An 11,997-nucleotide genomic window follows, 5' to 3' on the forward strand; every position below is an offset into this window, starting at 1 on the left:
GCGGACCCTTCGCCCTTATCGGTGCGCGGTGCCCGACTCCAGGGTCGGGATGGCGTCCGGGCAAGGACCGAGGATCACCAGCAGGGGCGAGGCCGCCGGGTCGGACAGTTCCAGCTCCGTGACGTTCCCCCGTACCCGTTGCTCGGGCTTCCCCAGGTCGCCGTCCCGCACGCTGATCACCCGCTCGACGGACGGCGCCGCCGACTGCAGCAGCCGCCTGGTGGTGTGGCGCAGCCAGCGCAGCTCGCTGTTGACCCGGCGCCACGTGGCCGGGATCATGCTCACCGCCTCGGCCTTGGTGCCGAGCCGCAGCGTGATGCGCCCGCTCGACCCGAACCGGTCCTTGAGCACGGGGTTGACCACGAACATGCCGGAGCGCAGCACGCGCGCCCCCTGCCGGTTGGCGTTGGCCAGGCCGCCCGCGCTGATCAGCGAGTACAGCTCGCAGCGGGCCCCGTCGAGCGTGTCGGGGTCGTAGTCCACCGCCGGCGGCTCCTCGAAGACGACCTTGTCCAGCCGCACCCCGGCCACCCCGTCCTCGGCGACGCGACCGGCCACGGCCGTGCGCACCTCGTCGCAGACGCCGTCGCCCTCGGTGATGTCCAGCGCCTCGACGCAGATCAGCCCGTCGTCGGGGATCTCGTCGGGCGACAGGTCGAAGGCCACCCTGGCGTGCGCCTTCTTGCCGCGCAGCAGCACGCACTGGCGCAGCCGCCCCTGGGAGAGCACCTGAACGAGGCGGGGCCGCGGGTTCATCTCCGTACGGCCCTCGTGCCAGCCGCTCACCGACCGCTCGTCCGTGGACAGCGACACCTGCACCCGCAGCGCCCGTCCCTGGGCGGAGACCTTGAAGCCGGCCAGCCCGGACGTCTCGAACCTGCCCAGGATCTGGCTGCCGCGCCGCAGCCGGTCAGTCACCTGCAGCGCCGACAGCCGGCCGCTGGACAGGTGGACGGGCGGGATGGCGGGAAGAACCACCTGGTCGAGGTCGGTGGCGGGTCCTGAGCTGGTCATCGGGTGCTCCTCGAAGGGACGGCGGTCGTCGAAGGAATGAGTGCGGCGGCCGTCGCGGCCGGGTCGTGGAAGTCGAATCGGGTGAGTACGGGATCGCGCCATCGCCACATGCGGCCGACCGCGCTGTAGAGGGCGTCGCCGTCCGGCTCCGCGTGCCGCAGGTTGACCGTCATGGCCCTGGCGTAGTCGTCCCCGTGCTCCCAGTGGGGCAGGAGCTGGCTGGGCACGTCGGCGCCGCAGCGGCGCAGCCAGAGCCACAGCCGGGCGCGCTCGCGCTGCTCGGGCCCGAGGAAGCCGGCGCCCTTGGCGCCCCTGGCGATGGCCTCGGCCAGCAGCAGGCGGTGCTCGGACGGCGAGCCCGCGACGTGGGTGGCCCCGCAGGCGCCGCCCTCGGACCAGCCGGCCTGGATGACGGGGATCCCGAACGCCGGCAGGTCGCTGTCGCCGAACGCGACGCCCACGTCCGCCGTGCTCCACAGCAGGTTGGCCGAGATCTTCCCGCTCACGTGCCTGATCCGGGAGCTGTTTCCGGGCGTGCTCGGGGAGGCGGCATCGGCGGGTGTGTCGAGGAAGAGCCAGTTCGCGCTCTGGTCGGCCGCGGCGAACTCCGTCGTCGCCGCGAACAGCTCCGCGTCCCCGCCGGGCTCGTGGCCGAAGACCGCGACGGTGGGCCGGTCGGCGTCGATGCCCAGGCGGGAGCAGGCGTGGTGACGCAGCTGGCGGCGCTCGGTCTCCGTACGGACCTGGTAGCCGCGCCCCACCCGCCGGGCCACCCGTTCGGCGCTGGGCCTGATCGCCTCCCTGTGCGGCCAGACGTGCCGCTCGAAGAAGGCGCCGACCCTGGCGGGCAGCTCGTCCTGGATCGTGCACGTCCCCTGGTCGGGGAAGAGCGCGTACGCCCGCAGCGTCCCGGTGCCGTGCACGTGGACGACCGGCACCTCCCTGGGCACGGAGCGCCCGGCCCGGCTGGTGACCAGCGCCCGGGGCGGAACGTCCGGCCGCCCGCCCACGGTGCCGCCGAACGCCTCGGCCAGCCGCGTCCACCCGGGATCGGTCAGCACGACCAGCCGCGCGGACAGCAGCCCGCAGACCGCCTTCGCCACCAGCAGCGTGCGCGCCACGACCCGCAGGTCCTCGTCGTACGCCTCCGCGACGACGCACCCGTCGTCACCGGCGCTGTCCGCCCACCATGTCCTGGCGGCGGCCAGCAGCCGATCGACGTGCTCACGGTCCCCGACGCGACGCATACAGCCCCCTCCACCAAGGCCCGGGAAGAAATGCCCTGCCAGACGTTGCCAGACCGGCCGGCCACGACCCGGCGGACAACACGCTTCTTTGCCTTGACCTGGCGGAAACTCGGCCGCCCCAGAAGAAGACACAGAACAAGACGCGGACGAAGGCCCAGCAGAAGGCCCACATGAAGACGCGGATGAAGGCGGCGGGGAGGGCGGAGGCTACGGGCTCACGTCACGCGCGTCGCGGCGGCCCCGTACGTCCCGACCAGGTCGAACGCCGCTTCGGCGGCGAATCACCAGAAAACTCCGCACAGGAGCAACATTTCCGGGTCAGTGAGCGTCCAAGTTTTTACCTGGAGCACGTCATGCCCGGGTTTAGGATGCACCCTATTGCCACGAGGGGGAGGGTATACCGTCATGGGTTCCCGTTTGTCGAGTGTCGCACGCCTGACGGCGGCCGCGGCGGCGGCCGGCGTAGTGGCCGCCGCCATCGCGTTGCCCGCGGTCGGGGGTACCGGGGCGATCTTCGTCTCGGCTTCAGAAGACCTCGGCATCAAACCCGAGGAGCTCAAGGAGCCCCCGCTGGCCGAACGGACGACGCTGCTCGACGCCAAGGGCAACGAGATCGCCTACTTCTGGGAGGAGTACCGCGAGAGCGTCACGCTCGACCAGGTGGCCGACATCATGAAGACGGCCATCATCTCCATCGAGGACTTCCGTTTCTACGAGCACGGCGCCATCGACATCGAGGGCACGATCCGGGCCCTGGCCAAGAACGCCACCTCGGGTGGCATCGCCCAGGGCGGTTCGTCGATCACCCAGCAGTACGTCAAGCAGGTGCTGCTCAACTCCGCCGAGACCGACGAGGCGAAGGCCGCGGCCCTGGAGGCCAGCTACGCGCGCAAGCTCAAGGAGCTGCGGTACGCGATGGCGGTCGAGGAGAAGTACACCAAGGACCAGATCCTGGAGAAGTACCTCAACATCGCCTACTTCGGCGCGGGCGCCAACGGCGTGGAGGCCGCGGCCAGGCGCTTCTTCGGGGTGAGCGCGTCGGACCTGACGCTGGCCCAGGCGGCGACGCTGGCCGGAGCGGTCCAGGACCCCAACGCGACCGACCCCAACATCGGCAAGGCCCAGCAGAAGCGGCTGCTCTCGCGGCGCAACGTGGTGCTCGACCGGATGGCCGAGCTGAAGAAGATCACGCCGGAAGAGGCCGCCGCGGCCAAGGCCCAGAAGCTCGGCTTCAAGAACACCCCGATCCCGGGCGGATGCGCTGAGAGCAAATATCCGTACTTCTGCATGTACGTCCGCAACGAGGTGCTGCGCAACCCGGTCTTCGGCAAGAAGGCCAAGACCAGGAGCGCGTTCCTCAACCGGGGCGGCCTGACCATCCAGACCACGCTCGACCCGAAGATGCAGCGGGCCGCCGAGCGGGCCATCAAGAAGCACGTGTTCGCCTCGGACGCCCCGGTCGCCTCCGAGGCCCTGATCCAGCCCGGCACCGGCGCGATCAAGGCCATGGCCGCCAGCCGCAAGTACGGCACCAACAAGCGCAAGAAGGAGATGTCGTACAACGTCGTGGCCGACGCCGCGCACGGTGGCGGCACCGGCTTCCAGGCGGGCTCGACGTTCAAGACGTTCACCCTGGTCACCGCGCTCAAGAAGGGCATGAAGCTCAACGAGGGCTTCTCCGTCAGTGGCGGCTACCGGTCCCCGTACTACTCCTCGTTCAAGAACTGCAAGGGCGAGAACATCGGCGACCCGACGCACACCGTCACCAACGACGAGGGCGGCGGCGGCTTCATGACGCTGCAGACCGGCACCTGGAAGTCGGTGAACACCTTCTTCGTGCAGCTTGAGCAGAAGGTGGGCCTGTGTGACACGATCAAGACGGCCAAGGACCTGGGCATCAAGCGCTCCGACGGCCTGCCGCTGACCGAGTACGAGACGTTCACGCTGGGCACGAACGAGATGGACCCGGTGACCGTGGCCAACGCCTACGCCACCCTCGGCGCTCGCGGCAAGCGCTGCACGCCCATGGTCATCACCAAGATCACCGACCGCTACGGCAAGGTGAAGAACTACAAGCCCGACTGCGAGCAGAAGCTCGACCCCGAGGTCGCGGACGCGGCGGCGAGCATCCTGTCCGGCGTGTTCACCAAGGGCACGATGAGCGGCGTCGGCGGCATCGGCCGCCCGGCGGCCGGCAAGACGGGCACCACGGACAACCAGGCCACCGCCTGGTTCGCCGGCTTCACCCCGGATCTGGCGGGCGCGGTCAGCATCGGCAACCCGGACGGCGCCCAGGACCACAAGCTCAACGGCATCACCATCGGCGGCCGGTACTACGCCAACGTCTTCGGCGCCTCGATCCCCGGGCCGATCTGGAAGGACACCATGCTGTCCGCCCTCAAGGGCACGCCGGCCACCGCCTTCACCCCGGTCAACAGCGAGCGGTTCGGCGGCTGCGGCTCGGGCTGCGCGCCGAGGCGCGAGACGCCCGACGAGGACGACGACGTCACCGACGGCGACGAGGACTACACGGGAGTGGACACGGGCCTGGGCGGGGAGTGACCTCAGCGGTTTTCAGAGTGCCGGATGTGGATGAATAGGGCGTCCAGAAAGAGGCCCTGATGCACATCCGGCACCGAAACCCCCACCGGCTACCAGCACTTCCCGGCTGAGCGGATGCGGAGTGCGTCCGTACAACGGGACGCACTCCTTGCAAAGGCCCTATTAACAACGGCGAAACATTGGTAACGTGGGAGCGCTCCCAGGATCTTCCCGCGAGGTGCTCCATGTCCGAGCAGCCCACACTGGCACAGGTGGCGGCCGCTGCCGGGGTTTCCCCCGCGACCGCATCTCGAGTCCTCACGGGCTCGGTGCGGGTCAGTACCTCGACCCGCCGCCAAGTCTACGACGCCGTGTCCCGCATGGGATACGTCAGGCAACGCGCACCCCGGGGGACGGCCGCGAAGACCATGGCCGACGGCGTCACGGCGGTGATCTGTGACCATCTCCCCCGGCTCTTCAACGAGCCCTACTACGCCAGGCTCCTGTCCGCCGCCGGCGCGGTGATCGCCGAACACGGCACCCACCTGATGGTGACCACCGTCGCCCCCACCTCCTCCACGCTGCCCGCCCTCTCCGGCGCGGTGCTCATCGTGGGCGCCAGGGAACGCCATCCCCTGGCGATCAAGCTGTCCACCTCGGGCGTCCCGGTCCGCAACATCGGCCGGCCGCCCCACGACCTCAGGCTCCCGTACGCCGACGTCGACAACCTCGACGGCGGCCGGCAGGCGGCCGAGCACTTCCTGCTGTCCGGCCGCAGAAACGTGGCGGCCATCGGCGGGCCGCCGTCCTTACCCGGCGCCCGAGACCGGCTGGAGGGCCTCGTCCGCACCCTCCAGGCCGCAGGCGCCCCCGATGTCCCCGTCGCGTACGGCGACTTCACCGCGGCCTCGGGCACCCACGCCATGCAGTGGCTGTTACGCCACGCCCCCGGCCTGGACGCCGTGTTCGTGGCCTCCGACCTGATGGCGGCCGGCGCCATCCAGGCCCTGCGCAGGGCGGGCCGCAAGATCCCCGCCGACGTCGCGGTGATCGGATTCGACGACGCCCCCGTCGCCAGGCACACCGTGCCCGCCCTGACCACCGTCCGCCAGCCCGTCGAGGAGCTCGCCACCGTCGCCACCCGGCTGCTCCTGACGGGGGCCGCGGGCATCGACCCCGTCCTCCCCACGGAACTGGTCGTCCGTGAGTCGGCTTGAGCCCGGGGACGTACTGGCCCGCCGGTACCTGCTGCTGGACCCGCTGGCCAGAGGGGGCATGTCGGTCATCTGGCGGGCTTTCGACCAGTCCCTGCACCGGATGATCGCGGTCAAGGTGCTCACCGCCTCCCTGCACACCGACTCGGGAGCGCGGGTCAGCGTACGCAGCGAGGCGCGCGCCGCGGCCAGGTTCATCCACCCCGACTCGATCGAGATCTACGACTACGGCGAGACCGTCACCACCAGCGGCGGCGTCGCGGCGTACGTGGTGATGCCGCTGCTCGACGGCACGCCGCTGGCCGAGCGGATCGAGCGGGGCCCGCTGCCGTGGCAGGAGGCCGCCTCCATCGCGCTGCGGCTGGCGCGGGTGCTGATGGCCGGGCACGCCCGCGGCCTGGTGCACAGGGACGTGACGGCGGAGAACGTGCTGCTCACGGCGGCCGGTCCCAAGCTGCTCGACTTCGGCATCGCGGCCTGGGCCGGCGACCCCGAGGACGATCGTGGCACCCCTCCCTACGTCGCCCCAGAACGGCTGCTCGGCGCGCCGACCGATCCCGCGGTCGACGTCTACGCCCTGGGCGTGCTGCTGCACACGATGCTCACCGGGCGCACGCCGTACCCGGAGACCACGTGGGAGGAGATCGAGGCGGCCCGCAGGACCGAGCCACCGCCCCGGGTGCCCGGCGTGCCGAACGCCGTGGCCACGCTCTGCCAGCGCTGCCTGGCGCGCCTGCCCGAGGAGCGGCCGACGGCGGCGCAGATCGTCTCGGCCCTGACCTCCGCGCTCGGCACGGCGACGCTGGGCCGGCACGTGCGGCGCGGGCTCACGGTGGCGGGCTCGGCGGCCATCGCGCTGTCGGTCCTGCTCTGGTTCCAGCAGACGCGGCCTCCCGAACACCCGCCCGAGCAGCCGCAGCGGGCGGCCCAGCCGCCGCCGTCGCCCACGGCCAACCTGATCGAGCGCTCGCCGGCCACGGCGATCACCGTCGAGCAGGCCGCGGCCGGCTTCAGAACGGTGCTGGAGGCGCGGACGCCGTGCGGCGCGACCGACGATGACGTGGTGCTGGACCTGCGGCAGGTCCTCGACGACACGGTGGCGCCGCGGCACGGCCCGTCGGAGGTCGAGACGGCGAGCCTGCGCGCCAAGCTCTCCACCCGGTTGCAGGAGGGCCGCCTCACACCGGCCTGCCTGAGCGAGCTGCAGGCCAGGCTGGACGACATCGACGCCGCCGTACAGCGGGACTGAACCGGCGGGACTGAACCGGCGGGACCAGGGCCAGCGGGACCAGGGCCGGTGCGGCGTGAGCGAGTGCGGCGGTTCGGGAGCGGCGGATTGACGAGGGGTACGGCCGCACCAGCCGTACCCCTCCATCGCGCGGGCCAGACCCCTCACAATGCGTGGCCCCGCGCGAGCCCGCTCCCCTGCCTCCGCGAGAGGGAGCGTAGTGGGAGCGCTCCCATATGGGTAGCCCCAAATTCGCCATGACCATGATCGCGTGAAAGTTTCACTGAAGATTGTCGAATCAAGAAATGTCGTGATTCAATGCGCTGGCCGGGCGGGCAGGTCGTGGGCAGTTTCCTCTGTCGTCAGCGCAAGGGAATCCCCATGAAGTTATTCAAGTCGGCGGCACTCACCGCCGTCCTGGTCCTGATCACCAGTGTCCTGATGGCCCCCACGCAGGCACAGGCGCACGGAGTGTCGATGTTCCCCGGCGCCCGTACGTTCCTGTGCTGGCAGGACGGCCTGCGGGACAACGGGCAGATCCTCCCCTACAACCCCGCGTGCGCCGCCGCCGTCAACCAGAGCGGCACGACCCCCCTCTACAACTGGTTCGCCGTGCTGCGCTCCGACGGCGCCGGCCGGACCTCCGGATTCATCCCCGACGGGCAGCTCTGCAGCGGCGGCACCGGCGGGCCCTACGACTTCTCGGCCTACAACGCGGTCCGCTCCGACTGGCCGCTGACCCACTTGACCTCCGGGGCCTCCATCACGATGCGGCACAGCAACTGGGCCGAGCACCCCGGGTCGTTCAACTACTACATCACCAAGAACGGCTGGAACCCCAACGGGCCGCTCAAGTGGTCCGACCTTGAGCCGTTCGGCAGCGTCACGAATCCGCCCAAGTCCGGCGGCGCCGGCGGGCTCAACTACTACTACTGGAACGCCCAGTTGCCCTCAGGCAAGAGCGGGCGGCACATCATCTACACGCACTGGATCCGTTCCGACAGCAACGAGAACTTCTACAGCTGCTCGGACGTCGTCTTCGACGGCGGCAACGGCGAGGTGACCGGCGTCGGACCCGGCGGCAGCACTCCTGACCCCGACCCCGACCCCGATCCGACCGACCCTCCTCCCACCGGCGGCTGCACCGCCACGTGGAAGGCCACCGACACCGGCTGGGCCGGCCACTTCCAGGGTGAGGTGACCGTGAAGAACACGGGCACCAGCGCGCTGAACGGCTGGACGGTCAAGTGGACCTACACCGGCGGCCAGGGCTTCGACGGCCAGCCGTGGAACGGGGTGCTGTCCGCACAGGCGCCGAACGTGGCGGTCAAGAACGCCACGTACAACGGACAGCTCGCACCGAACGCGTCGACCTCGTTCGGGTTCAACGCCACCGGCTCGGTCCCGAGCCCCGCACCCAGCCTGACCTGCACCAGCCCGTGATCTCAACCCGTCGCGGGCTCGTCGCGGCACTCGTCACCCTGGCCGGCCTGACCCTGGCCGGGGTGACGTTCTTCGTGGCCAGGCAGCCGTCCTCGCAGCTCAACGAGGAGCTCGCCGCCCAGGTGACCCTGATACTCGAACAGGCCTCGCCAGGCGAGCACCACTCCCACGGGCACAGCTTCGACGCGGGCGTCGTGTGCGCCGTGGAGCCCTTCGGCACCGAACCCCCGAACGCCGCCTCCCTGGTCGAGGTGCGCTGGGTCTACGCCCGTCACATGTGCGCCATCACCGGCCAGAGCCGGGACTGGGCGTCGTCCGTGCGCGCCTCGGGCCCGATCGCCGTGAAGATCGACATCCCGCCCCAGGTCAGGGTGCCCGAGGCGGGCGCCGGCTACCCGGAGCGGGTCCGGCGGCTCATCCCCGAGCGTTACCACGAGCAGGCGTTCGCCGAGTTCAGCGACGACGCGGCGATCGACGCGGCGCGGGAGAGATTCGCGCTGGCGACGGCCGAGAAGTGACCACCCACAGGTTCGCGCCGGCGCGAGGCTGAGAACAGATCACCTACAGGTTCACGCCGGCGCAAGGGTGAGAACAGACCACCCACAGCTACGCGCCGACGCAAGGGTGAGAACGGACCACACACGAACGGACGCGGTCGAGTGGAGGTTCGACCGCGTCCGTCCCATCCGGGCGGGATGGTGTGTTGGGCAGGGATTGTTGCTGGCCCTCACCTCCTCATACGCAGCCGATGGCCGGGGGGTTCAGTCCGTCTTCGTTGGTGCCGCCCCCGCCGCTGCTGCGGCGGGGGCGGGCTCTCGGATCAGCCGGGAGTGCAGCTGATCGGGTCGGGGGTCGTGGCGGCGCCGTTGGCGACGAAGCCGAACGTGGTGCTCGCGCCGGGCGCGAGAGCGCCGTTCCACGCCTCGTTCCTGACCGTGACCGTGGTGCCGGACACGGTGTGCCGGCCGCCCCAGAGCTGGGTGATCGTGCTCGGGGTGGTCCAGGCGACCGTCCAGGCGCCGGTGGGCGACGTGCCGGCGTTCCTGACCGTCACCTCGGCCTGGTACGCGCCGCCCCACGAGTTGACCACCTGGTACGTGGCCGTGCACCCGCCGGCGGGAGCGTCGGTGGTGGTGAAGGAGACGCTGTCCGAGGCGGCCGAGGTGTTGCCCGCCGCGTCCCTGGCCACCACGTGGGCGGTGTAGGACGTGGCGGGGGTGAGCCCGCTCAGGTCGGACGACGTGCTCGTGGCGGTCGCTACCTTGGTGGACCCCAGGTAGACGTCATAACCGGTCACGCCCACGTCGTCGGTGGCGGCCGCCCAGCTCAGCCTGGCCGAGGAGCCCGTGATCGCGGAGACCGCGGGCCTGCCCGGCCGGCCGGGGGCGGTGGTGTCCTCTTCCACCGGACCAGGGGGCTCACCCCAGATCGTGGTGCCGCCGCTGTGGAGGGTGATGTTCGGGGTGCGCACCGGCGTCGCCCCGGGCGTGGTCGGGATGTTCCGGTACGACCAGTCGTTCGCCGGATCCCACGTGCCCGCGCTGGTGATCCTGAACTGCACCTCCCTACGGTGCTGCGACTGCCCGGCGGGCGCGATGGCCTGTCCTGAGCAGTCGACGTTCACGTAGTACGTGCTGCCGCTCGCCTGGCGCACGGTCGGCGCCGCGCACTGCGTGTAGGCCGACGAGACGCTGATCTGCGCCGGGGTCGTCGAGCCGTCGAGGGTGAAGTAGTAGCGGAACGAGCCGTCGGACAGGACCCGGGCAGGCCAGGCCGACTGGTTGCGGACGATGGCCTTGATCTCGGTGAAGCCGTTGCCCGAGGCGTTCACGCCCGCCTCGACGAAGATCTCCGGGCCGTCCGGGGTCTCGGCCACGGGGAAGTTCGCCGCCGGCGCGCCGCCGTACTCCTGGTAGAGCCGGGCCAGGGCGCTGGTGAAGCCGGCGTTGTAGTCGGTGGCGACCTCGTTCATGACGTAGTCGTCGCGTTTGTCGGTGTAGGCGTCGTTCGGGTCGGGCGGGCCGCCGACGAGCGCGCCGTACAGGGTGTGGCGGGTCTGCTCGGGGTTGGTGATCTGGTCGGTCCACGAGCCGTGCGCCGTACGGTGGTGCGGGTTCCTCGGCGGGTTGGCGCCGAACCCGACCACGTACGACGAGTTACGCGGGTTGTCCCCGAGCGCGTAGTCGATCTGCCGGACCGCGAAGTCGTGGTAGCGGGCCTTGCGCGTGGCATCGGTGATCGCGTCACTGTGCACGAGCGCGGCGAAGGCGGTGTTGGCCGCGTACCGCAGCGAGCCCCACCGGTCGAGCACGGCCTGGCCGCCCGGCGAGTAGGCCACCTTCGAGCCGTTCACGCCGACCGTCCACCAGTCGAGCCAGCGGTTGGCGTCGTCGAGGTACTGCTGCTTGCCGGTCAGCTTGTGCAGCAGCACGTACGCGCCGTACGACTTGTCGTCCCAGGCCAGGGTCCACTTGTACGACTTCGTGGTGCTCTGCGGTTCGGTGCCCAGGCCGGCGTAACCGCTCTCGGCCTTGGCCAGGTAGGCGGCGTCGTTCGTGGCCCGGTAGAGCCAGATCGCGCCCCACACCAGCTCGTCCTGGTAGCCGCTCCACGAGTTGTAGTAGCTGGATGCGTCGGTGACGCACTCGCTGTACTTCTTCCTGACGGTGTCGGCGAAGGAGTAGAGCTGCTTGGCGTGCGTCACCAGCGTGTCGGCATAAGACGGATTTGTCGGGCGGAAGACGATCGAGGAGGCCGCCATCGCCGCCGCCGTCTCCCCCGCCAGATCCGACCCGCCGCACGACGCGTCGATCTTGTACGCCGGCCGGTTCATCGCCATCGCCTCGGCCGGCCCCCACCAGGCGTGGTCCGTGCCGCCGTTGCCGACCTGCCCGTAGAGCACGTTCGGCGACGGGTGCGCCTTGACGAAGTAGTCGTTGACGAACTTGAGGTTGTTCAGCAGGTGGGAGAGCTGGCCGGAGGAGGCGTAGGCGTCGCGGTACTCGACCGCGCCCCAGGCCAGCATCGTGGCGGAGAAGGCCATCGGGAAGCCGAACTTGACGTGGTCGCCCGCGTCGTACCAGCCGCCCGTGAGATCGACTCCGGCGTCCGCGCCGTCGTCCAGGCCGGAGTCCCCGCGCCAGGAGACCCGGTTCCAGCCGGGCAGCTCGCCCGACTGCTGGGCCTCGTAGAAGAACAGCGACTTCTGCAGCGCCTCGCCGTAGGCGAAGGCGGGCGCCGCCGCGTCGGCCGGGGCCGCCGGCCCCGCCCCCATCAGGGACAGGACCAGCGAAGCCACGGCGATCATGGT

General features: G+C 70.6%; 8 protein-coding genes. 5 read left to right on the plus strand and 3 right to left on the minus strand.

The genetic code is table 11. The annotated features are described in order from the left end of the window. Positions 1-15: 15 nt before the first annotated feature. Positions 16-1,014 carry a hypothetical protein gene (locus AB0C28_RS23670; protein ID WP_357846492.1) on the minus strand — a complete coding sequence of 333 codons (999 nt, stop codon included), beginning with the start codon at positions 1,012-1,014 and terminating at the stop codon, positions 16-18. Then, positions 1,011-2,261 carry a hypothetical protein gene (locus tag AB0C28_RS23675; RefSeq protein WP_358077278.1) on the minus strand — a complete coding sequence of 417 codons (1,251 nt, stop codon included), beginning with the start codon at positions 2,259-2,261 and terminating at the stop codon, positions 1,011-1,013. Before AB0C28_RS23675 ends, AB0C28_RS23670 begins: the two co-directional genes overlap by 4 nt. 405 nt (positions 2,262-2,666) lie before the next feature. Here AB0C28_RS23675 and AB0C28_RS23680 point away from each other — a divergent pair, with 405 nt between their 5' ends. From AB0C28_RS23680 to AB0C28_RS23700, 5 genes are all read left to right on the plus strand, one after another. After that, the gene (locus AB0C28_RS23680) at positions 2,667-4,823 is read left to right on the plus strand and encodes a transglycosylase domain-containing protein (protein WP_357846496.1); all 2,157 of its coding nucleotides are present in this window, start codon (positions 2,667-2,669) and stop codon (positions 4,821-4,823) included. A 224-nt stretch (positions 4,824-5,047) separates the two neighbouring features. Next, a complete protein-coding gene (locus AB0C28_RS23685) occupies positions 5,048-6,019 on the plus strand; it encodes a LacI family DNA-binding transcriptional regulator (protein ID WP_357846498.1) in 972 nt (323 codons plus the stop codon). Further along, positions 6,006-7,265: a serine/threonine-protein kinase gene (locus AB0C28_RS23690; protein ID WP_357846500.1), complete on the plus strand. Its 1,260-nt coding sequence runs from the start codon at positions 6,006-6,008 to the stop codon at positions 7,263-7,265. Before AB0C28_RS23685 ends, AB0C28_RS23690 begins: the two co-directional genes overlap by 14 nt. Positions 7,266-7,625: 360 nt before the next feature. Next, a complete protein-coding gene (locus tag AB0C28_RS23695; protein WP_357846502.1) occupies positions 7,626-8,687 on the plus strand; it encodes a lytic polysaccharide monooxygenase in 1,062 nt (353 codons plus the stop codon). Continuing rightward, entirely contained in the window at positions 8,684-9,205 is a 522-nt protein-coding gene (locus tag AB0C28_RS23700; protein WP_357846504.1) for a hypothetical protein, read from the plus strand. Before AB0C28_RS23695 ends, AB0C28_RS23700 begins: the two co-directional genes overlap by 4 nt. A 302-nt stretch (positions 9,206-9,507) precedes the next feature. Here the strand turns inward: AB0C28_RS23700 and AB0C28_RS23705 are convergent, their stop codons facing one another. Continuing rightward, positions 9,508-11,994: a glycoside hydrolase family 9 protein gene (locus AB0C28_RS23705; protein WP_358077397.1), complete on the minus strand. Its 2,487-nt coding sequence runs from the start codon at positions 11,992-11,994 to the stop codon at positions 9,508-9,510. Positions 11,995-11,997: the final 3 nt, after the last annotated feature.

The sequence above is a fragment of the Nonomuraea sp. NPDC048892 genome, from assembly GCF_040649735.1.
Classification (GTDB): Bacteria; Actinomycetota; Actinomycetes; order Streptosporangiales; family Streptosporangiaceae; genus Nonomuraea; species Nonomuraea maheshkhaliensis.

Excerpts from the sequence above, each read along its gene's own strand:
- AB0C28_RS23685 (WP_357846498.1), top strand. The coding sequence starts at position 5,048 with ATGTCCGAGCAGCCCACACTGGCACAGGTGGCGGCCGCTGCCGGGGTT.
- AB0C28_RS23695 (WP_357846502.1), top strand. The coding sequence starts at position 7,626 with ATGAAGTTATTCAAGTCGGCGGCACTCACCGCCGTCCTGGTCCTGATC.
- AB0C28_RS23680 (WP_357846496.1), top strand. The coding sequence starts at position 2,667 with ATGGGTTCCCGTTTGTCGAGTGTCGCACGCCTGACGGCGGCCGCGGCG.
- AB0C28_RS23705 (WP_358077397.1), bottom strand. The coding sequence starts at position 11,994 with ATGATCGCCGTGGCTTCGCTGGTCCTGTCCCTGATGGGGGCGGGGCCG.
- AB0C28_RS23675 (WP_358077278.1), bottom strand. The coding sequence starts at position 2,261 with ATGCGTCGCGTCGGGGACCGTGAGCACGTCGATCGGCTGCTGGCCGCC.
- AB0C28_RS23670 (WP_357846492.1), bottom strand. The coding sequence starts at position 1,014 with ATGACCAGCTCAGGACCCGCCACCGACCTCGACCAGGTGGTTCTTCCC.